The following is a 22,383-nucleotide window of genomic DNA, read 5'->3' on the forward strand; positions in this document are numbered from 1 at the left end:
GGGCGGGATGAGCGGAGCGCCGGGACGTGGCGGGCGACTTGGTCGGAGGTTGTCCGCGGCGGCCGTGGGGGTCGGCTGCCTGCTCTTCCTCGGCGGCTTCGTGCTCGCGGCCTTCCTGTACCAGCCCTACACCGTGCCGACCAACTCGATGTCGCCCGCCGTCGTCGCCGGCGACCGGGTGTTGGCGCAGCGCATAGACGGCTCCGAGGTGCGGCGCGGGGACGTGGTGGTCTTCCGGGACGATCTCTGGGGCGACAGCCCGATGATCAAGCGGGTGGTCGGCGTCGGTGGCGACACCGTGGCCTGCTGCGACGAGGGCGGGCGGCTCACGGTGAACGGCGAGCCGATCGTCGAGCCGTACATCGACGAGACGCGGAGCGCCACGCGCGGCGGCTTCGAGGCCACGGTCCCCGAGGGCGAGATCTTCCTGCTCGGCGACGATCGCGTGGACTCCATCGACTCCCGGGACCTGCTGACGGAGTCGGAGCCCGGCACGGTGCCGCTGACGGCGGTGTCGGGGCGAGTCGAGGCCACGGTCTGGCCGTTCGACCGGCTTGGCATGCTGCCCAGTGCCACGGGCTTTGCCGAGCTGCCGGGCGGCGTGTCGGGGGCGGGGCCGCTGCGGCCGCTGGCGTACGCGACCGCGGCGGGGGGCCTGCTGATCGCCCTCGGAGCACTCTACGGGCCCGTTGTGGGCCGGCTCACCCGTGCTCGGTAGGACCGCCGTGGCGTGCCGACGCCTCCGGTGGCGCACAATGAGGGAACGCACGGCTGAAGGGGATCACGCCATGAGTGCCGAGGACCTCGAAAAGTACGAGACCGAGATGGAGCTCAAGCTCTACCGGGAGTACCGGGACGTGGTCGGGCTATTCACGTATGTGATCGAGACCGAGCGGCGTTTCTACCTCACCAACGACTACGAGATGCAGGTGCACTCGGTCCAGGGCGAGGTGTTCTTCGAGGTCTCCATGGCCGATGCCTGGGTGTGGGACATGTACAGGCCAGCTCGTTTCGTCAAGCAGGTCCGCGTACTCACGTTCAAGGACGTGAACATCGAGGAGCTGAACCGTAGCGAGCTCGATCTGCCGGAGGACTCCGGCTTCGGCGGCGCGCGCGGCTCCTGACGCTCCGATCTCACCCGCACGGGTGGGGGCCTGATCCACGAATCGTCGGTTGTCCACAGGTTCGCGGCCCGGCTCCCCGCCCGGGGGCCGGGGGCGGCAGTCTGGCCGCATGACTCTTCTGACCGTGTTGACCTCGTTGCTCTCCGTGTTCCTGCTGGCCGCGCCCGTCGCCGGGGCGCCGGCGGCCGACGGGATGGCCGGCTCCTGGCCGGTGCCCGGACCCGCCGGCGGTTCGAGGCCGGTGGTGGCCAGGGTCTGGGACCCGCCGCCGGCGCCGTGGGCGGCGGGACACCGCGGCGTCGACCTGGCCACCGCGCCGGGCGCCGAGGTCAGGGCGGCGGCGCCCGGCCGGGTGACCTTCGCCGGCCAGGTGGCCGGCCGTGGGGTGCTCACCATCGAGCTGGACGGCGGCGGTGAGCCGCCGCTGCGGATCACGCACGAGCCGGTGCTGCCCTCGGTGGCGGTGGGGGAGCGGGTGGCGGCCGGCGATGTGGTCGGGACGCTGTCCACGGGGCCCTTCCACTGCCCGACGGCCTGCCTGCACTGGGGCCTGCTGCGCGGCGAGACCTATCTCGATCCGCTCTCGCTGCTGCCCACGCGGCTGCTAGGCGCCGGGCCGGTCAGGCTCCTGCCCATCGGCGGCGTCCCGCTCCCGGACGGGGAGCCCGGGGTCCGCGCCGGCGGCGCGCAGGGCCATCCGCACCGCGGCCTCGGCGACGCCCTCGCCGGGGCCGTAGCGCACCGCCGCGTCGATCACGCCCTGTAGCAGCCTGGCGGCCAGTCGCGGGTCCCGGTGCCCGAGCTCGGCGAGCACGCCGACCACGAGCTCGTCGAGGCCGCCGTGCGCGGCCCTGATCCGCTCCCAGGCGGCGTCGGGCCGGGTGCCGGCCCTGGCCGCGGCGTCGAGCTCGCCGGCCGCGATGGCCATCACGGCCCGGTGTCGCCCGTCGGCGGCCAGCGTCAGCTGGTGCCTGACGTAGGCCGCGATCTTGCCGGCCGGCGTGTCGGTCGCGGCCATCGCCGCCTCCACCTCGGCCGCCCACAGCGGGAGGTCGGCCTCGCACAGCACCTCGACCAGCTCGGCGGTGGAGCGGAAGTACTCGTAGACCGAGGAGCGGGCCAGTCCGGTGCGCTCGGCCAGCGCGGGGAAGGTCAGTGACCTGACGCCGCCTTCGGACAGCAGTGACCTGGCGGCGTCCAGCAGGGCGCCGCGCTGCATTCTCCGGTGCTCGGCCACCGTGGCCGCTCGGATCCTGGGCACGCCCTGACTGTAGAGGGTCGCCGGCCGGCCGGCGGCCGAGCCGACGCCCGCCGCTCGCCTAGCCGTTAACGTCCGCGAGCTTGGCGCGGAGTTGGAGCACGGACTTGGTGTGGATCTGACTGACCCGGCTCTCGGTGACCCCCAACACCTCGCCGATCTCGGCCAGGGTGAGTCCCTCGTAGTAGTAGAGGGTCACCACGGTCTTCTCCCGGTCGGGGAGCGTGTTCACCGCCCGGGCCAGCAGCCGGCGCAGCTCCCGGTCCTCGGCGACCTCCACCGGGTCGTCGGCGGCGGTGTCCTCCAGCGTGTCCATCAGGCTGAGCCGATCGCCGCCCTCGCCGCCCGCGTGCAGCAGCTCCTCCAGGGCCACCACGTTGGCCAGGGACAACTGGCTGAACACGGCGTGCAGTTCCTCCAGGGAGATCTCCATCTCCTCGGCTACCTCGGACTCCGAGGGGGTGCGGCGCAGCGACGCCTCCAGGGTCGCGTACGCCCGCTCGATGGCCCTGGCCTTCTGTCGGACCGAGCGGGGGATCCAGTCCAGTGCCCTGAGCTCGTCGATCATGGCCCCGCGGATGCGGGTGATCGCGTAGGTCTCGAACTTGATGGAGCGCCCGGGGTCGAACTTCTCGATCGCGTCGATCAGGCCGAACACACCCGAGGACACGAAGTCCGCCTGCTCCACGTTGGCCGGCAGCCCCACGCTCACCCGGCCCGCCACGTACTTGACCAGCGGCGAGTAGTGCAGGATCAGCTGCTCGCGCAGCCGTTCGTCGCCACTGGTCTTGTACGAACGCCACAGCTCGTCGAGCGCGGTCGGCGCGGTGGGGACGGTGGCGCCCTCCGTCACGGCCGGGGCCGCCGGAGCCGCGTTCCGGGGCCCGGAGGAGTGCTGTGGCATGCGTCGTCTTGAGCCGTTCTGCGGGGATACCTGCGGGGGCATGTGCGGGCGGAGTGTGGTTCTGTCGACAGAACCCTGTGAGCGTAGCGTGACTGTCGGGTCGCATTGTGCATGTGGACGGTGATCGGCTATGCGCAGATACGTTCCGCTGCCCGCACCGTGGTGTTACACGCCGGCACTTACCGGCTGATCACCACTGCCCGCGTGTCGGCCGGCGGAGCGGGACAACTGCCAGCGCTCGCCCACTCGTTCGACAAAGCCGAGGCAGCTCAGCTCCCGCAGCCGGGCGAGCGCCGCCGCCTCGCCCGTGCACGCCCGGCGTGCGATCTCCTCCGCGCCCAGGGCCCCCCACGCGGGCAACGCCTCCAACACCTGACCCGTCTCCGGCGCCAACAACTCCCTCGGCACCGCGGGGCACACCTCCTCTGGCGGCAGCTCACCCATGTCCCCCACCAGTTCGATGATCTCCGCGGCGTCGGACACCAGCACGGCAGCCTCCCTGATCAGCCGGTGGACGCCCGCGGACAGGCTCGACGTCACGGGGCCAGGCACGGCCATCAGGTGCCGCCCGAGCCGGCTGGCGTGCCGGGCCGTCACCAGCGAGCCGCTGCGCCGCGCCGCCTCCACCACGACGGTGCCCCTGGTCAACGCGGCGATCACCCGGTTCCGCTGGACGAACCTGGCCCTGGTCGGATGCTCGCCGGGCGGCAGCTCGGCCACCAGGAGACCGCCGCCCGCGATCCGGTCCAGCAGCTCCCGGTGCGCCGCCGGATAGCCCACGTCGACCCCGCAGGCCAGGACCGCCACGGTCGGGCCGCCCACCGCAAGCGCGCCCCGGTGCGCCGCGCCGTCCACCCCGTAGGCCGCGCCGGAGACCACCGCCCAGCCGCGCTCGGCCAGCGCCCCGGCGAACTCTGTCGCCACATGCGCCCCGTAGTCCGTGCAGGCCCGGGAGCCGACCAGGGCCACCGAGCGCAGCGCCACGAACCGCAGCGAGCAGGGGCCGCGCACCCACAGCCCGACCGGCCGCGCCGGACCCAGGTCGTCAAGCTGGCGCGGCCACTCCCGATCCCCGGGACAGAGGAATCGGCCGCCGACCCCCGCGATCGCCGCCAGGTCCCGGCTCGGGTCGGCCCGCCTGGCGCGCAGCCGCAGCCCCGCCCAGCGGTCCCGGCTCGCGCCGGGCAGCCGGTCGCCGGCGCGGACCGCGCGCCAGATCTCCTCGGGTCCGAACTCCGAAAGCCAGCGGCCCATCAGCTCGTCCCCCGGCTCGGCGAGCCTGACCAGCGCCGCCCGCGCCAGCCGGCACTCGCCGCTGACCGACCCGGAGGCCCGACCGGCCGGCAGCGGCCCGGCCGCCGGGAGCGCGCCGCTCACGGGAGACTCCCCGCGACGCCGGCGCCGCGCCGCACACCGGTGCGTAGCTCGAGCGCCGCGTCCACGTCCTCGGCGGTGGGCCGGTCGTGGCCGGCCAGGTCGGCCACCGTCCACGCGACGCGGAGCACCCGGTCGAGGCCCCTGGCCGTCAGCAGCCCGCGGTCCATGTCCTGCTCGGCGCGGTCGAGGGCGCCCGGCGGCGGCGCCCAGCGGGACCTCAGCTCGTGTCCCGGCACCTCGCCGTTGGCCGACCAGGGGGCGCCGCCGTACCGGGCGGCGGCCCGCTCCCTGGCGGCAAGCACCCGCTCCGCCACCACCGCCGTGGACTCGCCGCCGCCACCCGAGGCGACCAGCTCGGCCCGGCTCACCGGCTCCACCAGGACCCGGAGATCGATGCGGTCGAGCAGCGGACCCGAGAGGCGCGCCCGGTAGCGCCGGACGGTGGCCGGCAGGCACTCGCACTCGCCGGCGGGCGAGCCGTGCCGACCGCACGGACAGGGATTGGCCGCCAGCACCAGCAGCACCCGGGCCGGCATCCGCATCGCCCCGGCAGCCCTCGCCACCACCACGTGGCCCGACTCGAGCGGCTGGCGCAGGGCGTCGAGCACCTGGTTGTTCATCTCGGCGGCCTCGTCGATGAAGAGCACCCCGTGGTGGGCGAGCGACATCGCCCCGGGCCGCGGCACCCCGGTGCCGCCGCCGACCAGGGAGGCCATGGAGGCCGAGTGGTGCGGCGCGCAGTACGGCGGCCGGTCGATCAGCGGGCGGCCGGCCGGCAGCGAGCCGCTCATCGAGTGCACCGCGGTGACCTCGAGCGACTCCTGGTGGGTCAGCGGGGGCAGCAGCCCGGGCAGCCGCTCCGCGAGCATCGTCTTGCCCGCCCCTGGCGGGCCCTTGAACAGCAGGTGGTGCCGCCCGGCGGCCGCCACCTCGAGCGCCCGGCGGGCCAGCCGCTGCCCCGAGACGTCGGCCAGGTCGGGCACGGCCTGGCCGCCGCCGGCCGCGCAGTAGAGACCGGCCGGCTGGGGATAGCCCCAGCCGGGGCCGAGCGCGGCGCGAGGCCTGCCGGGCTCGCCCGGCTGGCCGCCGGCGCTCGGCTCCTCGGGCACCGGCTCGTCGGCGAGCAGCGCGATCAACTGGCGCAGGCTGCGCACGCCGAGCACCGACACGTCGGGCACCAGGGACGCCTCGGCCGCCGCCTGCTCGGGGACCACCACCTGCCGGTAGCCGGCGTCCACCGCGGTCAGCACGGCGGGCAGCACCCCGCGCACCGGCCGCACCCGCCCGTCGAGCGCGAGCTCGCCGACCATCATCAGGTCCGCGATGGCCCGCGGGTCGATCCGCTCGGCGGCCGCGAGCACCGCGCAGGCGACCGCGAGGTCGAAGCCGCTGCCGCACTTCGGCACCGCGGCGGGGCTCAGCCCCACGGTCAGCTTCTTCTGCGGCCACTCGGCCCCCGAGTTGATCACCGCGGCGCGCACCCGGTCCCGGCTCTCGCTCAGCGACTTGTCGGCGAGGCCGACCAGGGAGAAGGCGGCGACGCCCGGCTCCAGATCGGCCTGGACCTCGACCACCACGCCCTCCACGCCCACCAGGGCCACCGCGCAGGTGCGGGCGACCGCCATCACGCCACCCCCCGCGCGTGCTGCACCAGCGGCGCACCGCGCCGCGGGAGCAGGACCCCGATCAGGTCGATCCGCACCCCGCCGGGCGGCGGGGCGTCGAAGCTGGCCAGCCACCGCTCGCTCAACCACCACTCGGCGAGCGCCCGCAGCCGGTCGGCCCGGCGCGGCGTCACGGCGGCCATCGGATGCTCGAACGGCGCGAGCCGCCCGATCCGGCGGGTCTTGACCTCGCACACCACCAACGTGCCGCCGTCGGCCGGCTCCCCGGCCACGATGTCGATCTCCCCGGCGCGGCAGCGCCAGTTGCGATCCAGCACCGTCAACCCGGAGTTCCGCAGCCGCCGCACGGCCACGTCCTCCCCGAAGCGCCCCAACGCACCTCGATGATTCACTTCGCATCACCTCCGTCACCGACTGTGAGTGAAGCGTGAGGCGAAAGTGGATCTTGGTGGAAAACCCGGGGATTGTGGATAACCTCGTCACTCGTCCGAGGGGTGCTCGCCGCGCGTCGTGCCCTGCTCGCCCGCTCCCGTGCTCTGTCGTCCCGGGCCCCGGCCGTCCCGTACACTTCTAGTGGCGGTCCGGGGTCCCGGATCGACCTCGCATGCCCCGCCACTTCGGCGCAGCGGCCCCGCTGCGGCGCTTCGGTGGCCGCGCACCTCGGTCCATGGAGCGGTCGGCGCCCCCCGGGCGTCATCCGGCGGTTTCCATGGCACAGCGCGCCGGGGCGTCAGGAGCGCCGGCCAGCCGGGCGGCGCGGACAACCGAGCATCAACCAAGGAGAACGGCCATGGCCGTCGTCACGATGCGGGAGCTGCTGGAGAGCGGCGTCCACTTCGGGCATCAGACCCGCCGCTGGAACCCGAAGATGAAGCGCTTCATCTTCACCGAGCGCAACGGCATCTACATCATCGACCTGCTCCAGTCGCTGTCGTACATCGACCGTGCCTACGAGTTCGTCAAGGAGACCGTCGCGCACGGCGGCACCGTGATGTTCGTGGGCACCAAGAAGCAGGCCCAGCAGGCGATCGCGGAGCAGGCCGCCCGCGTCGGCATGCCCTACGTCAACCAGCGCTGGCTCGGCGGCATGCTCACCAACTTCTCCACCGTCCACAAGCGGCTGCAGCGGCTCAAGGAGCTGGAGCAGATCGACTTCGAGGACGTGGCGGCCTCCGGTCTCACCAAGAAGGAGCTGCTGGTCCTCTCCCGCGAGAAGGCGAAGCTGGAGAAGACCCTCGGCGGCATCCGCGACATGCAGAAGGTGCCGAGCGCCGTCTGGATCGTGGACACCAAGAAGGAGCACATCGCCGTCGGCGAGGCCCGCAAGCTGAACATCCCGGTCGTCGCGATCCTCGACACCAACTGCGACCCCGACGAGGTCGACTACAAGATCCCAGGCAACGACGACGCGATCCGCTCGGTCACGCTGCTCACCCGCGTGATCGCCGACGCCGTCGCCGAGGGCCTGATCGCCCGCTCCGGCGCCGCGCAGGCCAAGGAAGGCGAGAAGCCGGCCGGCGAGCCGCTGCCCGAGTGGGAGCGCGAGCTGCTCGAGCGTTCCGAGGAGAAGCCCGCCGAGGAGCAGGTGGCCGCGCCCGCCGAGTCGACCGAGGCCACCGCCGAGCAGGGCTGAGGCGTACCGCACCACGGCATGACCGGGGCGCACGGCGGGCGGGGTGGCAGCTCCGTCCGCCGTCCCCTGCGTCTCGGCCCCGTGGGGCCAGCCAAGCGATCCGAACGACTTCCGGAAGAGAATCAGTAACGATGGCGAACTTCACCGCCGCCGACGTCAAGAAGCTCCGCGAGCTCAGCGGCGCCGGCATGATGGACTGCAAGAAGGCGCTCGACGAGGCCGAGGGCGACGTCGAAAAGGCCGTCGAGATCCTGCGCGTCAAGGGCCAGAAGGGCGTGGCCAAGCGGGAGAGCCGCACCGCGGAGAACGGCGCGGTCGTCGCGCTGATCGCCGAGGACAACGCGTCCGGCGTGCTGGTCGAGCTCAAGTGCGAGACGGACTTCGTCGCCAAGGGCGAGAAGTTCCAGGCCGTCGCCGAGGCGATCGCCAAGCACGTCTTCGACACCGCTCCGGCCGACCTGGCCGCCCTGCTCACCTCCGAGATCGAGCCGGGCAAGAGCGTCAAGGACTACGTGGACGAGGCCAACGCGAGCCTGGGCGAGAAGATCGTCCTCGACCGCTACGCCCGCTACGAGGGCGGCTTCATCGCCTCCTACCTGCACCGCACCAGCCCCGACCTGCCGCCGCAGGTGGGCGTGCTGGTCCAGCTGGAGAAGGAGGACGCCCAGACCGCCAAGGACGTGGCCCAGCACATCGCCGCCTTCGGCCCCCGCTTCCTCAGCCGTGAGGACGTGCCGGCCGACGTCGTCGAGAGCGAGCGCCGCATCGCCGAGGCGACGGCCCGCGAGGAGGGCAAGCCCGAGGGCGCCCTGCCGAAGATCGTGGAGGGCCGGGTCAACGGCTTCTTCAAGGAGAACGTGCTGCTTGACCAGGCGTTCGCCAAGGACAACAAGAAGACGGTGCAGAAGGTGCTGACCGAGGCCGGCGCCGTGCTGACCGCCTTCGCCCGGTTCCGCGTCGGCGCCTGAGGCGTCGACGCACAGGCCGTACGTCGCGCCGTCGGCGACGGAACGGACGCGCCCCGGCTATTGTCGGGCGGAAGGCCGTCCGGCCGCGACGCAAGCGGCCGGGGCGGCCGAAGTAGTGACGAGGAGGCCATTGCCGAACAGGGGATCGCGCGCATCCACTGGCAGTGGCCTCCTTGGTGTGTGCACGAGGAGAGTTCCATGAACCAGGACGACAAACCTCGCCGTTTCCTGCTCAAGCTGTCGGGAGAGGCGTTCGCGGGCGGCGGAGGGCTCGGGGTCGACCCAGACGTCGTGCACAAGATGGCCCGGGAGATCGCCGCCGTGGTCCGCGACGGCGCGCAGATCGCCGTCGTCATCGGCGGCGGCAACTTCTTCCGGGGCGCCGAGTTGCAGCAACGCGGCATGGACCGGGCACGCTCCGACTACATGGGCATGCTCGGCACGGTCATGAACTGCCTCGCGCTCCAGGATTTCCTGGAGAAGGAGGGCATCGACTCCCGGGTCCAGACGGCCATCACCATGGGGCAGGTCGCGGAGCCCTACATCCCCCTGCGCGCCGTGCGGCACCTGGAGAAGGGCCGCGTGGTCATCTTCGGCGCGGGCATGGGCATGCCCTACTTCTCCACGGACACCACGGCGGCCCAGCGGGCCCTGGAGATCCACGCCGAGGCGCTGTTGATGGGCAAGAACGGCGTGGACGGCGTCTACGACTCGGACCCGGCGAAGAACCCGGACGCCGTGAAGTTCGACGCGCTCGATTATGGCGAGGTGATCACCCGCGACCTCAGGGTGGCGGATTCCACGGCGATCACGCTGTGCCGGGACAACAAACTGCCCATCCTGGTCTTCGAGCTGCTCGCCGAGGGCAATATCGCCCGTGCGGTAAAGGGTGAGAAGATCGGCACACTCGTCAACAGCCAGGGCCGGCGGGCCTGACAGACACCCACATCGAACACATCGAACCAGGAGCACGTGGTGATCGAAGAAGCCCTCCTCGAGGCCGAGGAGAAGATGGAGAAGGCCGTCGTGGTCGCCAAGGAGGATCTGGCCGCGATTCGCACCGGCCGTGCGCACCCGGCGATGTTCAACAAGATTCTGGCCGACTACTACGGCACCAAGACCCCGATCAACCAGCTCGCGTCGTTCTCCGTCCCCGAGGCGCGGATGGCCGTGGTGACCCCGTTCGACAAGAGCGCGCTGCGCAATATCGAACAGGCCATCAGGGACTCGGACCTGGGCGTCAACCCGACCAACGACGGCCACATCATCCGCGTGGTGTTCCCCGAACTCACCGAGGAGCGGCGCCGGGAGTACATCAAGGTCGCCAAGGGCAAGGGCGAGGACGCCAAGATCGCGATCCGCGGCGTGCGTCGGAAGGCCAAGGAGACCATCGACAAGGCCGTCAAGGACGGCGAGGTCGGCGAGGACGAGGGCCGGCGCGGCGAGAAGGAGCTGGACGACACCACCGCCAAGTATGTGGCCCAGGTGGACGAGCTCCTCAAGCACAAGGAAGCGGAACTGCTCGAGGTCTGACCGGACGTGACTGAATCTTCCTGGGGGCGACCGTCCCGGGGGCAGCTACCGTCCCGGGGGCAGCAACCGTCCTGGGGACAGGGACCCCGCGCCGCCGGCTACGCGGGCCAGGCCGGGCGCGACGGCGGCACGGCGTCGCCCCCCGGCGTGGGCGGTGGCCCCGGGCCCGGCGCGAGCCCAGGCGTGCGCCCGCCCACGAAGCGCGGTGGGCGTGACCTGGGCGCCGCCGTGGGCGTCGGGCTCAGCCTCGGCGCGGTGATCCTGGTCTCCCTCTTCACCTACAAGCCCGCCTTCCTGGTCGTGATAGCGCTGGCCGTCGTGGTCGGGCTCTGGGAGCTCTCCTCGCGGCTGGCCGAGCGCAAGCTCATCCGGCTGCCGCTGCCGCCGCTCGCGGTGGGCGGCGCCGCCATGGTCGTGCTCGGCTACCTGCGGGGCGCCGACGGCGTGTGGCTCGCCATGGCGCTCACGGTCCTCGTCGCCCTGCTCTGGCGGATGACGGGACCGCCGGAGGACTACCTGCGGGACGTGACGGCCGCGGTCTTCGCCGCGTTCTACGTGCCGTTCCTGGCCAGCTTCGTGGCGCTGATGCTCGCCGCGGACGACGGCGTCGAGCGGGTGCTGACCTTCCTGATCCTCACCGTGGTCAGCGACACCGGCGCCTACGCCGTGGGCTACCGGCTCGGGCGCAGGAAGCTCGCCCCCAGGATCAGCCCGGGCAAGACCCGGGAGGGTCTGCTCGGGGCCGTGCTCTTCGCGATGGCGGCCGGCGCGGCGTGCACCGAGTTCCTGATCGACGACGGCGCCTGGTGGCAGGGCCTGGTGCTCGGCCTCGGCGTGGCCGTCAGCGCCACTCTGGGCGACCTGGGCGAGTCGATGATCAAGCGGGACCTGGGCATCAAGGACATGGGCCGGCTGCTGCCAGGACACGGCGGCATCATGGACCGGCTCGACTCGCTGCTGCCCACCGCGCCGGTGGTCTGGCTGCTGCTGCTCGCCTTCGTCGGCGCCGGCTGACCCCGGCCCCGGCGGGCCGCCGCGGCGGGCGGCGGAGCCGGGTGTCCGCGCCATCTGCGACACTGGCCTGACCATGCCTGCACCAGGAGAGCTCACCTTCGTCGCGCCGCGCGGGGCCACCAAGCCCCCGCGGCACCTCGCCGACCTCAGCCCCGACGAGCGGCGCGAGGCGGTCGTCGCGCTCGGCGAGAAGCCGTTCCGCGCCAAGCAGTTGTCCCGCCACTACTTCGGCCGGTTCGCGGACGACCCCGCCGCCTGGACGGACATCCCGGCCGCCGCCCGCGAGCGGCTCGCGGAGGCGCTGCTGCCCCGGCTGATGACCGTGGTGCGGCACGTCAGCTGCGACGACGGCGCCACCCGCAAGTCGCTGTGGCGGCTGCACGACGGCACCCTGGTCGAGTCGGTGCTGATGCGCTACCCCGACCGGGTCACCATGTGCGTCTCCTCACAGGCCGGCTGCGGGATGAACTGCCCGTTCTGCGCCACCGGGCAGGCGGGTCTCGACCGCAACCTGTCCACCGCCGAGATCGTGCACCAGATCGTGGACGGCATGCGGGCGCTGCGCGACGGCGAGGTGCCGGGCGGCCCGGCCCGGCTCTCCAACATCGTGTTCATGGGCATGGGCGAGCCGCTGGCCAACTACCGCCGGGTGGTGGGCGCCATCCGCCGGCTCACCGACCCGGGGCCGGACGGCGTCGGCCTCTCGCAGCGCGGCATCACCGTCTCCACCGTCGGCCTGGTGCCCGCCATGCGCAGGTTCGCCGAGGAGGGCCTGTCCTGCCGGCTCGCGGTCTCCCTGCACGCGCCGGACGACGAGCTGCGGGACACCCTGGTGCCGGTCAACACCCGCTGGAAGGTCCGCGAGGTGCTGGACGCGGCCTGGGAGTACGCCGAGCGCTCCGGCCGTCGCATCTCCATCGAGTACGCGCTGATCAGGGACATCAACGACCAGGCGTGGCGGGCCGACCTGCTCGGCCGGCTGCTCAGGGGCCGTGGCGCGCACGTCAACCTGATCCCGCTCAACCCGACCCCGGGATCCAAGTGGACGGCCTCCAGGCCCGAGGACGAGCGTGCCTTCGTGGCGGCGCTCGAGACCCACGGGGTGCCGGTCACCGTGCGGGACACCAGGGGCCAGGAGATCGACGGGGCGTGCGGCCAGCTGGCGGCGGCCGAGCGATAGTCGCGCCGGCTGCTGCTATCGTGGGCGGCCGACAATCACACATTCCGACAGGGGAGCGCTCGCAGCGCTGAGAGTGCGGCACCGGCCGCAGACCCTCGAACCTCGCCCAGGTCATGCTGGGTAGGAAGTTCGGAAGGCCTCTCGTGCGTGCGCGCCCGCCTGTCTCCAGTCGGCCAGGAAGGCCCGGAAAGGGCGGCACATGCACCACAGCCACCCGGGGCGCGCCACCGCGCGGCGCGCCGCCACACTCGCCACCGTCCTCGGGTTCGCCGCCCTGCTCACGGGCTGCGGGGGCGGCTCCGACGACGCCTCGGACCAGGGCGGCTCCGAGGGCTCGGGCGGCGACGAGGTCACCCTGGTCACCCACGACTCTTTCGAGATCCCGCAGGAGGTGCTCGACGCCTTCACGGCGGAGAGCGGCTACCGGGTGGAGGTGCTGCGCGGCGGCGACGCGGGCGTCGTCGTCAACCAGGCGGTGCTCTCCCGCGGCAACCCGCAGGGCGACGTGCTCTTCGGCGTCGACAACACGCTGCTCTCCCGCGCCCTGGACGCGGGCGTCTTCCTCCCGCACGAGGCCGCCGGGCTCGCCGAGGTGCCCGAGGAACTCCAGCTGGACGCCGGAGAGCACCGGGTCACCCCGGTCGACACCGGCGACATCTGCGTCAACTACGACCGCGGCTACTTCGCCGAGCACGACCTCACCCCGCCGGAGACCCTGGACGACCTGGCCGACCCCGCCTACCGCGACCTGCTGGTGGTCGAGAACGCCGCCACCTCGTCGCCCGGGCTCGGCTTCCTGCTGGCCACCGTCGACGCCTACGGCGAGGACGGCTGGCAGGAGTACTGGCAGCGGCTCGCGGACAACGGCGTCGAGGTGGTCGACGGCTGGGAGCAGGCGTACTACGAGCGCTTCTCCGGAGCCGGCGGCTCCTCGGGCGACCGGCCGCTCGTCGTCTCCTACGCCAGCAGCCCGCCCGCCGAGGTCGCCTTCGGCGGCGGCGAGGAACTGCCGGACGAGGCGCCCACCGGCGTGGCCACCGGCACCTGCTTCCGGCAGATCGAGTTCGCCGGGCTGCTCGACGGCGCCGCCAACCCCGAAGGCGGCCGGGCGTTGCTCGACTTCCTGCTGAGCGACGCCTTCCAGCGTGAGCTCCCGATGTCGATGTTCGTCAACCCGGTGCGCGAGGGCACCGAGCTGCCCGAGGTCTTCACCCGCTACGGCGCCACCGTGGCCGAGCCCTGGTCGGTGGAGCCCGCGACCATCGCCGAGCACCGCGAGGAATGGGTCGACGAGTGGACCTCGCTCGTCGTCCGATGAGGTTCGCCTGGTGACCCGCCACCTCGCCGTCCGGCTCGCGCTCCTCGCGCCCCCGCTGGCCTTCTTCGCGCTGTTCTTCGCCTACCCGGTGGCGGCCATCGTGGAGCGCGGGCTGCGCCCGGACGGCGCCTGGCGGCTCGGCGTGGTCGGCGAGGTGCTCACCGATCCCGACCTGGCCGGGGTGGTGTGGTTCACCTGCTGGCAGGCGGCGGCCTCCACCGCGCTCACCCTGGCGCTCGCGCTGCCCGGCGCCTACGTCTTCGCCCGCCTCGACTTCCCCGGGAAGCGGCTGCTGCACGCCGTGGTCGCGGTGCCCTTCGTGCTGCCCACCGTCGTCACCGGCGCCGCCTTCCTGGCGCTGCTCGGCCGGGGCGGGCTGCTCGACGAGCTGTGGGGCGTCCGCCTGGACAGCACCGCCTGGGCCATCCTGCTCGCCCACGTCTTCTTCAACTACGCCGTCGTGGTCCGCACCGTCGGCGGCCTGTGGGCCCAGCTCGACCCTCGGCAGGAGGAGGCGGCGCGGGTGCTGGGCGCCGGCCGGTTCGCCGCCTGGCGGCGCGTCACCCTGCCGGCCCTGGCACCCGCGCTTGCCGCCGCAGGACTGCTGGTGTTCCTGTTCACCTTCACCTCCTTCGGCGTCGTGCAGATCCTCGGCGGCCCCCGCTACGCCACCCTGGAGGTGGAGATCTACCGGCAGACCGCCCAACTGCTCGACCTGCCCACCGCCGCCGTGCTCACCCTGCTGCAGTTCGCCGCCGTCGCCGCGCTGCTCGCCACGCACGGCCGGCTGGCGCGCCGCCGAGAGGGCGCGCTGGCGCTGCGCGACCCGGCCACCACGGCGCGCCCGCCGCGCGGCCGGGCCCAGTGGGCGCTGCTCGGCGGCGTCTCGGCGGTGATCGCCGTGCTGATCCTGCTGCCGCTCGGCGTCCTGGTGGAGCGCTCGTTGGCCACCCCGGACGGCTACGGCCTCGGCAACTACCGGGCGTTGGCGGATACCGAGAGCGGCACGTTCGTCGCCGCGCCCTGGGAGGCGGTTGGCACCTCGCTGCGCTACGCGGCCGTGGCCACCGCGATCGCCCTGGTCGTCGGCGGACTGGCCGCCGTGGCGCTGACCCGGCGCGCCGGCCGGCTGCTGCGCGGCGTGGACGCGCTGCTGATGCTGCCGCTCGGCACCTCGGCGGTCACCGTGGGCTTCGGCTTCCTGATCGCGCTCGACGAGCCGCCGCTCGACCTGCGGTCCTCCTGGCTCCTCGTGCCGCTCGCCCAGGCGCTGGTCGGCACCCCGTTCGTGGTGCGGGTGCTGCTGCCCGTGCTGCGCTCCGTCGACGACCGGCTGCGGCAGGCCGCCGCCGTGCTCGGCGCCTCGCCCTGGCGGGCCTGGCGCGAGGTGGACCTGCCGCTGGTGCGGCGGGCGCTGCTGGTCGCCGCCGGTTTCGCCTTCGCCGTCTCGCTGGGCGAGTTCGGCGCCACCGTCTTCATCGCCCGCGCCGACGCGCCGACCCTGCCGGTGGCCGTGGCCCGGCTGCTCAGCCGCCCTGGGGAGCTCAACTACGGCCAGGCGATGGCCCTGAGCACCGTGCTGATGCTGGTGTGCGCGCTGACCCTGCTGGCCCTGGAGCGGCTGCGCCCCGCCCGCTCCGCCGAGATGCTGTGAGGCCCCCGATGGACCGTGTCGTGGCAGCGGAACCGGACGGCAGGACGGCCGCCCACGGCGCCGCCCTGCTCGAACTGGACGGCGTGACCGTCCGCTACCCGGGCCACACCGCCCTGCACGACGTCACCCTCGACGTCGCCGAGCACGAGACGGTCTGCGTGCTCGGCCCGAGCGGCAGCGGCAAGTCGACGCTGCTGCGCGCCGTCGCCGGCCTGACCGAGGTGGCCGCCGGCACGATCCGGCTCGCCGGACGCGACCAGGCCGGGGTGCCGGCGCACCGCAGGGGCGTGGGGCTGATGTTCCAGGACCACCAGCTCTTCCCGCAGCGCGACGTCGCAGGCAACGTAGCCTTCGGCCTGAGGATGCGGCGGGTGCCGCGGCCCGAGGCCGCGCGGCGGGTGGCCGAGCTGCTCGACCTGGTCGGGCTGCCCGGGGCAGGACCGCGATCCGTGGACGCGCTCTCCGGCGGCGAGCAGCAGCGGGTGGCGCTCGCCCGCGCGCTCGCGCCCCGGCCCGCGCTGCTGATGCTCGACGAGCCGCTCGGCCAGCTCGACCGCCATCTCCGGGAGCGCCTCGTCGTCGAACTGCGGGAGCTATTCCGCGAGTTGGGCACCACGGTGCTGGCGGTCACGCACGACCAGGGCGAGGCGTTCGCGCTGGCCGACCGGGTGGTGGTGATGCGGGACGGCCGTGTCGCGCAGGTCGGCAGCCCGGTCGAGGTCTGGAGCCGGCCGGCCGACGACTTCGTCGCCCGCTTCCTCGGCTTCCGCAACCTGGTCGACGCCACCGTCGCCGACGTCGTCGCCGACACCCCCTGGGGCCCGGTGCCGGTGCCCGCCGACACCGCCGACGGTGGGCACCGGCTGCTGGTGCGCCCCTCCGGCGTCCGGCTCGTCCCCGTCGAGGGCGCGCCGCGCGCCGTCGTGCGCGCCCGCACTTTCCGCGGCGACCACGTGCTGCTCCACCTGGCGCCGGAGCGCGGCCCAGCGCTGGAGGCGGCCTGCGCGCTGCGCGAGGCGCCGGCCGAGGGCGAGACGGTCGGCCTCGCCTTCGAACCGGCCGAGGTCGTGGTGTTGCCGGCCGCCGCCGAAGCGCGCTGAAGTCTCCGAAAGTTTCTGTCTGTACGCCCGGGACCCGGCGAAGTAAATTGTCGAACCGACTCTCAACTCCCCTGGGAAGGGCGCGATATGAGACGGTTCCTGGTCGTGCTGCTCGCCGTCGTCGGCCTCCTGGCCCCGACCGTGGGCTCGGCCGCGGCCACCGAGGGAGGGGACGGGCCGCCCGAGCAGTGGCGCAGCTACTGGGTGGACGCGTTCAACCCCGGCATCTACACCCCCGAGCAGGTCTCGACGCTGATCGACGACGCGCTCGCCGTCAACGCCAACGCGCTGATCGTGCAGACCGCCCGCCGCTACGACTGCTTCTGCAACCGGGCCGTCTACCCGCGCACCGACGCGGCCGTCGCCCCCGCGCCGTACGACCCGCTGGACGAGGTCATCGCCCAGGCCCACGCCGCCGGCCTCGAGGTGCACGCCTGGGTCAACGTCAACACCATGTGGAACAGCGCCACTCCGCCGAGCTCCCCAGAGCACGTCTTCAACCAGCATGGCCCCACCGCGCAGGGCGCCGACCGCTGGCTCAACCGCAAGGTGGACGGCACCGAACTCGTCGGCGCCAACGCCTACGTCGACCCGGGCCATCCGGACGCCGTGGCCTACATCGTCTCCGCGATCCAGAGCATCGTGCGCGAGTACGACGTGGACGGCATCAACCTCGACTACATCCGCTACCCGGACGGCAGCGCCCAGACCACTCACAGCGACTGGGGGTACAACGCCGTCTCGGTGGCGCGCTTCCAGCGGGCCACCGGCCGCACCGACGTGCCGGCGCCCGCCGACGAGCAGTGGAGCGACTGGCGCCGCGACCAGGTCACCAACCTGGTGCGCCGGATCTACCTCGGCATCTGGGAGGTCGACCCCACCGCCCGGCTCTCGATGGACGCCATCACCTACGGCTACGGGCCCCAGTCCGTGGGTGGTTGGGAGAGCACCCGCACCTACGCCGAGGTGTTGCAGGACTGGGCCGGCTGGCTCGACGAGGGGATCATGGACACCGTCGTCACCATGAACTACAAGCGGAACTGGAACGTCGACCAGGCGCGGATGTTCGCCGAGTGGTCGGAGTTCCTGGCCGACGCGCAGGGCGAGCGGCAGGCGGTCAACGGGCCCGCGCTCTATCTCAACTCCGTGGCGGACAGCGTCAGTCAGGTCCGCCAGGCGCTCGCCGAGACGCCGGCCGGCAACACCGCCGCCGGCTGGAGCGGTTACTCCTACGCCAACCCCAGTCTTGACGTGGCGACGGCCGGGGCCGCCGCCGAACGCCGCCGGCTCGCCGAGGCGTTGACCACCGGCGAGGACGCGCTGTTCGCCGAGCGCGCCGCCGTGCCCGAGATGGAGTGGAAGAGCCGGCCGACCGAGGGGCACGTCACGGGCGAGCTGACGCTGCGGGACGGCACCCCGCTGGACGGCGCCGAGGTCACCCTCACCCCGGTCGGCGGCCGGGGCGAGCCGGTCAGCGGGCGTGCCGACGGCACCGGCTGGTTCGGCTTCGCGCACCTGGACCCCGGGCGCTATGTGGCGCGGGTCGACCTGCCGGACGGGGTGGTGGGCGTCCCGCTCAGCACGGTGCGGGTGCGCCGGGGCGCGATCGCCGAGGCGCACTTCCCGCCCTTCGTCGCGCGCCCCTGACACGCACCGAGTCCGCGCGCCGCGCACCCGGGCCGACGGCCCGGTCCCGCTGCCTCCCCGGCGGGAACCGGGCCGTCGCATGCCGTCGGACAGGATCTAGCCGTCGGCCGGTAGGGCGATCAGCTGGGCGGACAGCCAGGTCAGCGGCACGAACACCACGAGCAGCACCGCGAGCCGCAGCAGCGCGGCCCGCCGCAGCATGCCGCGCGGCGCGCCGAGCCGCCGCAGCAGTGCCGTCGCCGGTCGGCGGGCCGCCCGCGCCTCGTCGGCCGCAGTGGCCACCGAGGCCAGCGAGCAGACCAGCACGATCCCGGTGCCCAGCACCCCAAGTGGCCCGAACTGCCGCAGTCCGTCGAGCGAGAGCGCCGCGAGCGACGCCGCCACCGCGGCGCACAGCGCGCCGAGCGGCCGGCCCACCCGCCGCGACTCCTCCTGCAGGCCGCGACCGGCGAGCAGCCGCACCGCCCGGGGGCGGCCGGCGGCCAGCAGCAGGCCGCACACGTGGACGAGGCCGGGCGCGGCCAGCACGATGCCGGACGCGATCAGCAGCCAACCGCCCACCACACCGGGGGCCACCCCGCCCAGCGTGCCGCCGATCGGCAGCCAACCGTCGGCGGCGGCCCGCGGGCGGTCGTCGCCCGCATAGGCGCTGAGCGCGATGCCGGCCGTGGTCAGCGCCGTGCCCCAGGGCAGCCCGGCGGGCAGCGGCACCGGGGGTTCGGCGCGCGCGGCGTCCGCGAGGTCGAGCGAGTCAGGCGCGGGCAGCGGCTGCGGCGCCCGGTTGGCCCCGGCCGGCGGGCGGCGCAGGGTGAGCGCGCTGCCGACGGCGGCCGCCAGTGGAACCAGGGCGAGCAGCGTGACCGCGGCGGCCAGCGGCAGCCGGCCGGCGGGCAGCACGTCGGCCGCCACGCCGTGGTAGGGCAGCACCTCGGAGATGTCGCCGCGCAGGTGGAGGAAGCAGAGCAGGCTCAGACCGCTCCCGAGCAGCCCGGCGAGCGCCGTGGACACGGCGGCCAGCACCGGCATCCGCCCCGGCCCCAGGCCCGCCACGTCGAGACCTGACCCCGGCCGGCCCGCCGGGTCGGCACGGGTCACCGCCATGGCCAGCTGCACGGTCGCGGCCAGCGGCACCGCGCACCAGGCGAGCCGCAGCAGCGCCGCCCGGCCGCCCGCGGGGTGGGCGACCGCGTAGGCCAGCGCGCTCAGCAGCAGGAAGCCGACGCCGCCGGCGGCGCACGTGACCAGCAGCCGGCGGCACAGCACCGCCGGGTGGGCGCCCCGGGTTAGACGGAGACTGAGCATGCCGCTTCGGCGGGCACGCCGGAGGCGCGGCCGTCCACGAGGGTGAGCGTGCGGTCGGCGAGCGTGGCGACCTCCGCGTCATGGGTGGCGAGCACGACGGTGATGCCGTGCGAGCGCCCCGCGGTGGTCAGGGTGCGCAGCACCTGCGCCCGGTCCGCCTGGTGGAGCGGGGCGGTGGGCTCGTCCGCGAACAGCACGTCGGGCTGGTGCACCAGGGCGCGGGCCAGTGCGATCCGCTGCCGCTGGGCCTGGAGCAGCGCGTAGGGGCGCTTGCCGGCGCACTCGCCGACGTCGAGCCGGTCCAGCCACTCGAGCGCCGTGTGGCGCGCCTTGCGCTGGCCGATGCCGGCGAGCAGCAGCGGCAGCGCCGCGTTCTCCCAGGCGGTGAGCTCGTCGACGAGCTGGTGGGTCGGGCCGATCCAGCCGAAGCGGTCGCGGCGCAGCCGCTCCCGGCTCGCGGGGGAGAGGGTGTGCACCGGCACGCTGTTGAACCACACCTCCCCGTTGTCCGGGGCCAGCTGCCCCGAGAGGCAGCCGAGCAGGGTGGACTTGCCGCAGCCGCGCGGCCCGGTGACGGCGAGGATCTCGCCTTGCCGGACACCGAGGGAGGCTCCGAGGAGCGCCGGCGAACCGTCGTACGCGTAGTGCAGTCCGCGCGCCCAGAGAATGTCGTTGTCGGGTGGGGCCATCGTCTCCGGCACCTCCGGTCGTATCGCCTTAACTCCCCCGACCGGGTGAACGAGCGGCCGGGGAATCCGTCACAGGCACCCCAGCACGCTGACACAGCCACGCGAAGCGACGGCCGGCGACTCGGCGGGCGGTCGGAAGAATCCTCCGGACGGTGGACAGGACCCGCCCGGCCGCCGGAAATTCTCCCTCGATATGCGATATGGGGCGGCGTTCTTTCGGGATCGACGCCCCTGGGGCGGTGGATCTGTGGTCTGTGGCGGTGTCGCCCGACCGCCTCATGGGCATAGGGTGGGGTGCCGCAGCCTGATGGACCGGGAAGCAGGAGGGTGTCGTGACCACCGAACCGAGCCGTTTGCGCAACTACATCAACGGGGAGTTCCGGGACGCCGCCGACGGGCGGACCGCGGAGGTGGTGGATCCCACCACCGGCGAGGTGTACACGACAGCGCCGCTCTCCGGGCTCGCGGACGTGGACGCGGCCATGGCCGCCGCCGAGGCCGCCTTCCCCGAGTGGCGCGACACCACGCCCGCCGCCCGCCAGCTGGCCCTGCTCAGGATCGCCGACGCCTTCGAGAAGCACGCCGACGAGCTGCTGGCCATCGAGTGTCGCGACACCGGCAAGCCGCTCGAGCTGACCCGGCAGGAGGAACTGCCGCCGATGCTCGAGCAGATCCGCTTCTTCGCCGGCGCGGCCCGCATGCTGGAGGGCAAGTCGGCCGGCGAGTACATGACCGGCATGACGTCCTTCGTGCGGCGCGAGCCGGTCGGCGTCTGCGCGCAGGTGGTGCCGTGGAACTACCCGGTGATGATGGCGGTCTGGAAGTTCGCGCCCGCGCTGGCCGCCGGCAACACGGTGGTGCTCAAGCCGTCGGACACCACGCCGGCCTCCGCCGTGTTCGTGGCCCGGCTGCTCGGCGAGATCCTCCCGCCCGGAGTGTTCAACGTGGTGTGCGGCGACCGGAACACCGGGCGGCTGATGGTCGAGCACCCCACCCCGGCGATGGTCTCCATCACGGGCTCGGTGCGGGCCGGCATGGAGGTGGCGGCCAGCGCGGCCAAGGACCTCAAGCGGGCCCACCTGGAGCTCGGCGGCAAGGCGCCCTGCCTGGTCTTCGAGGACGCGGACCTGCCGGCCGCCGTCGAGGGCATCCGCGACGCCGGCTTCTTCAACGCCGGCCAGGACTGCACGGCGGCCACCCGGGTCCTGGTGCACGAGTCCGTGCACGACGAGTTCGTGGCCGGCCTGGTCAAGGCGGCGGCCGAGGTGAAGACGGGCGACGTCGCCGACCCGGACTGCTTCTACGGGCCGCTCAACAACCCGGCCCACCTCGCCAAGGTCGCCGGCTACGTCAAGCGCCTGCCGGCGCACGCCTCGGTCGTCACCGGCGGCCACCAGGTCGGCGAGCGGGGCTTCTTCTACGCGCCGACGGTGATCACGGGCTGCCGGCAGGAGGACGAGATCATCCAGGAGGAGGTCTTCGGCCCGGTGATCACGGTGCAGAAGTTCTCCGACGACGCGGAGGCGATCTCCTTCGCCAACGACGTCGAGTACGGCCTGGCGTCCTCCGTCTGGACCAGGGACCACGGGCGCGCCATGCGGATGTCCAAGGCGCTGGAGTTCGGCTGCGTCTGGATCAACACGCACATCCCGCTGGTCGGCGAGATGCCGCACGGCGGCTTCAAGAAGTCCGGCTACGGCAAGGACCTCTCGGCGTACGGGCTCGAGGACTACACCCGCGTCAAACACGTCATGACGGCCCTCTGACGTATCGCTCGCGCTTGGCGTAGGCCACCGGGGCGCGGGCGCGCTCCGCGCGCTTGCGCTGGCGCGCGGCCCGTGCCGCGCCCACCCACCCTTGGCGGGTGGCCTCGCGCGGCGGGGGCGCGTGGCCCGGCGGCGGAGCCGCCGGAGGCCCGCGTACCGCGCGGAGCGCGGTGGCGGCCGGCGCCCCCACGTGCGCAGCGCGCCCAAAAGGGGTGGGCGGGCGAGGAAAACCGGCGCGAAGCGCCGGGCGCAGGCCCGGCCGCTCACCGCGCGCGGAGCGCGGGATAGGGC

At 73.5% G+C, this 22,383-nt stretch carries 20 protein-coding genes, 1 pseudogene and 1 riboswitch; of the genes and pseudogenes, 14 read left to right on the forward strand and 7 right to left on the reverse strand.

Annotation, left to right across the window (positions count from 1 at the left end; translation table 11 throughout):
• Positions 1 to 7: 7 nt before the first annotated feature.
• The 3 genes and pseudogenes from lepB to E1265_RS39060 form a co-directional block, all read left to right on the forward strand.
• On the forward strand, positions 8 to 718 hold the full coding sequence (lepB, locus tag E1265_RS14895; RefSeq protein ID WP_132930792.1) for a signal peptidase I: 711 nt from the start codon (positions 8 to 10) through the stop codon (positions 716 to 718).
• 70 nt (positions 719 to 788) lie between these two features.
• The gene (locus E1265_RS14900; protein WP_132930779.1) at positions 789 to 1,124 is read left to right on the forward strand and encodes a DUF2469 domain-containing protein; all 336 of its coding nucleotides are present in this window, start codon (positions 789 to 791) and stop codon (positions 1,122 to 1,124) included.
• A 193-nt stretch (positions 1,125 to 1,317) separates the two neighbouring features.
• A pseudogene (locus tag E1265_RS39060) lies at positions 1,318 to 1,644 on the forward strand (M23 family metallopeptidase); the annotation flags it as partial.
• An 84-nt stretch (positions 1,645 to 1,728) separates the two neighbouring features.
• Here the strand turns inward: E1265_RS39060 and E1265_RS14910 are convergent.
• The 5 genes from E1265_RS14910 to E1265_RS14930 form a co-directional block, all read right to left on the reverse strand.
• Complete coding sequence (locus tag E1265_RS14910) at positions 1,729 to 2,361, reverse strand: TetR/AcrR family transcriptional regulator (protein ID WP_132930793.1); 633 nt, start codon at positions 2,359 to 2,361, stop codon at positions 1,729 to 1,731.
• An 82-nt stretch (positions 2,362 to 2,443) separates the two neighbouring features.
• Positions 2,444 to 3,286: an RNA polymerase sigma factor WhiG gene (whiG, locus tag E1265_RS14915; RefSeq protein ID WP_132930794.1), complete on the reverse strand. Its 843-nt coding sequence runs from the start codon at positions 3,284 to 3,286 to the stop codon at positions 2,444 to 2,446.
• A gap of 165 nt (positions 3,287 to 3,451) precedes the next feature.
• Positions 3,452 to 4,633, reverse strand: coding sequence for a DNA-processing protein DprA (gene dprA / locus E1265_RS14920; protein ID WP_243740798.1), 1,182 nt, complete (start codon positions 4,631 to 4,633; stop codon positions 3,452 to 3,454).
• A gap of 26 nt (positions 4,634 to 4,659) precedes the next feature.
• The gene (locus E1265_RS14925) at positions 4,660 to 6,288 is read right to left on the reverse strand and encodes a YifB family Mg chelatase-like AAA ATPase (protein ID WP_132930780.1); all 1,629 of its coding nucleotides are present in this window, start codon (positions 6,286 to 6,288) and stop codon (positions 4,660 to 4,662) included.
• Positions 6,288 to 6,680 (reverse strand): YraN family protein, encoded by a 393-nt coding sequence (locus E1265_RS14930; RefSeq protein ID WP_132930781.1) that lies wholly within the window; start codon positions 6,678 to 6,680, stop codon positions 6,288 to 6,290. Before E1265_RS14930 ends, E1265_RS14925 begins: the two co-directional genes overlap by 1 nt.
• Before the next feature lie 398 nt (positions 6,681 to 7,078).
• Between E1265_RS14930 and rpsB the strand changes: the two genes are divergently transcribed.
• From rpsB to E1265_RS14980, 10 genes are all read left to right on the forward strand, one after another.
• Positions 7,079 to 7,921, forward strand: a complete 843-nt coding sequence (gene rpsB / locus E1265_RS14935) for a 30S ribosomal protein S2 (protein ID WP_132930782.1) — start codon at positions 7,079 to 7,081, stop codon at positions 7,919 to 7,921.
• Between the two features lie 131 nt (positions 7,922 to 8,052).
• Positions 8,053 to 8,889 carry a translation elongation factor Ts gene (gene tsf, locus E1265_RS14940; protein WP_132930783.1) on the forward strand — a complete coding sequence of 279 codons (837 nt, stop codon included), beginning with the start codon at positions 8,053 to 8,055 and terminating at the stop codon, positions 8,887 to 8,889.
• 198 nt (positions 8,890 to 9,087) lie between these two features.
• A complete protein-coding gene (gene pyrH / locus E1265_RS14945) occupies positions 9,088 to 9,825 on the forward strand; it encodes a UMP kinase (protein ID WP_132817941.1) in 738 nt (245 codons plus the stop codon).
• Between the two features lie 39 nt (positions 9,826 to 9,864).
• On the forward strand, positions 9,865 to 10,422 hold the full coding sequence (frr, locus tag E1265_RS14950; RefSeq protein WP_132930784.1) for a ribosome recycling factor: 558 nt from the start codon (positions 9,865 to 9,867) through the stop codon (positions 10,420 to 10,422).
• 147 nt (positions 10,423 to 10,569) lie between these two features.
• Entirely contained in the window at positions 10,570 to 11,436 is an 867-nt protein-coding gene (locus E1265_RS14955) for a phosphatidate cytidylyltransferase (protein ID WP_132930796.1), read from the forward strand.
• 73 nt (positions 11,437 to 11,509) lie between these two features.
• Positions 11,510 to 12,616, forward strand: coding sequence for a 23S rRNA (adenine(2503)-C(2))-methyltransferase RlmN (gene rlmN / locus E1265_RS14960; protein WP_132930785.1), 1,107 nt, complete (start codon positions 11,510 to 11,512; stop codon positions 12,614 to 12,616).
• Between the two features lie 39 nt (positions 12,617 to 12,655).
• Positions 12,656 to 12,761, forward strand: a riboswitch (TPP riboswitch).
• 54 nt (positions 12,762 to 12,815) lie between these two features.
• On the forward strand, positions 12,816 to 13,934 hold the full coding sequence (locus tag E1265_RS14965) for a thiamine ABC transporter substrate-binding protein (RefSeq protein ID WP_132930786.1): 1,119 nt from the start codon (positions 12,816 to 12,818) through the stop codon (positions 13,932 to 13,934).
• A 7-nt stretch (positions 13,935 to 13,941) separates the two neighbouring features.
• Entirely contained in the window at positions 13,942 to 15,588 is a 1,647-nt protein-coding gene (locus E1265_RS14970) for an iron ABC transporter permease (RefSeq protein ID WP_132930797.1), read from the forward strand.
• Positions 15,589 to 15,608: 20 nt separating this feature from the next.
• The gene (locus E1265_RS14975) at positions 15,609 to 16,688 is read left to right on the forward strand and encodes an ABC transporter ATP-binding protein (protein ID WP_243740797.1); all 1,080 of its coding nucleotides are present in this window, start codon (positions 15,609 to 15,611) and stop codon (positions 16,686 to 16,688) included.
• A gap of 87 nt (positions 16,689 to 16,775) precedes the next feature.
• Positions 16,776 to 18,335 (forward strand): family 10 glycosylhydrolase, encoded by a 1,560-nt coding sequence (locus E1265_RS14980; protein WP_132930788.1) that lies wholly within the window; start codon positions 16,776 to 16,778, stop codon positions 18,333 to 18,335.
• A 96-nt stretch (positions 18,336 to 18,431) separates the two neighbouring features.
• On the opposite strand, the gene E1265_RS14985 is transcribed toward E1265_RS14980, so the two are convergent.
• A complete protein-coding gene (locus E1265_RS14985; RefSeq protein WP_132930789.1) occupies positions 18,432 to 19,637 on the reverse strand; it encodes a hypothetical protein in 1,206 nt (401 codons plus the stop codon).
• Positions 19,619 to 20,326: an ATP-binding cassette domain-containing protein gene (locus E1265_RS14990; protein WP_132930790.1), complete on the reverse strand. Its 708-nt coding sequence runs from the start codon at positions 20,324 to 20,326 to the stop codon at positions 19,619 to 19,621. Before E1265_RS14990 ends, E1265_RS14985 begins: the two co-directional genes overlap by 19 nt.
• A gap of 332 nt (positions 20,327 to 20,658) precedes the next feature.
• Between E1265_RS14990 and E1265_RS14995 the strand changes: the two genes are divergently transcribed.
• Positions 20,659 to 22,092, forward strand: coding sequence for a gamma-aminobutyraldehyde dehydrogenase (locus tag E1265_RS14995; RefSeq protein ID WP_132930791.1), 1,434 nt, complete (start codon positions 20,659 to 20,661; stop codon positions 22,090 to 22,092).
• The last annotated feature ends 291 nt before the right edge of the window (positions 22,093 to 22,383 follow it).

It is taken from the genome of Streptomyces sp. 8K308 (genome assembly GCF_004348315.1).
Taxonomy (GTDB): Bacteria; Actinomycetota; Actinomycetes; order Streptomycetales; family Streptomycetaceae; genus Streptomyces.

What these genes read in the sequence shown, in the direction of transcription:
- E1265_RS14980 (WP_132930788.1), top strand. Translation starts at nt 16,776, where the DNA reads ATGAGACGGTTCCTGGTCGTGCTGCTCGCCGTCGTCGGCCTCCTGGCC.
- pyrH (WP_132817941.1), top strand. Translation starts at nt 9,088, where the DNA reads ATGAACCAGGACGACAAACCTCGCCGTTTCCTGCTCAAGCTGTCGGGA.
- E1265_RS14900 (WP_132930779.1), top strand. Translation starts at nt 789, where the DNA reads ATGAGTGCCGAGGACCTCGAAAAGTACGAGACCGAGATGGAGCTCAAG.
- E1265_RS14990 (WP_132930790.1), bottom strand. Translation starts at nt 20,326, where the DNA reads ATGGCCCCACCCGACAACGACATTCTCTGGGCGCGCGGACTGCACTAC.
- lepB (WP_132930792.1), top strand. Translation starts at nt 8, where the DNA reads ATGAGCGGAGCGCCGGGACGTGGCGGGCGACTTGGTCGGAGGTTGTCC.
- E1265_RS14925 (WP_132930780.1), bottom strand. Translation starts at nt 6,288, where the DNA reads ATGGCGGTCGCCCGCACCTGCGCGGTGGCCCTGGTGGGCGTGGAGGGC.
- E1265_RS14965 (WP_132930786.1), top strand. Translation starts at nt 12,816, where the DNA reads ATGCACCACAGCCACCCGGGGCGCGCCACCGCGCGGCGCGCCGCCACA.
- whiG (WP_132930794.1), bottom strand. Translation starts at nt 3,286, where the DNA reads ATGCCACAGCACTCCTCCGGGCCCCGGAACGCGGCTCCGGCGGCCCCG.
- tsf (WP_132930783.1), top strand. Translation starts at nt 8,053, where the DNA reads ATGGCGAACTTCACCGCCGCCGACGTCAAGAAGCTCCGCGAGCTCAGC.
- rlmN (WP_132930785.1), top strand. Translation starts at nt 11,510, where the DNA reads ATGCCTGCACCAGGAGAGCTCACCTTCGTCGCGCCGCGCGGGGCCACC.
- E1265_RS14985 (WP_132930789.1), bottom strand. Translation starts at nt 19,637, where the DNA reads ATGCTCAGTCTCCGTCTAACCCGGGGCGCCCACCCGGCGGTGCTGTGC.
- rpsB (WP_132930782.1), top strand. Translation starts at nt 7,079, where the DNA reads ATGGCCGTCGTCACGATGCGGGAGCTGCTGGAGAGCGGCGTCCACTTC.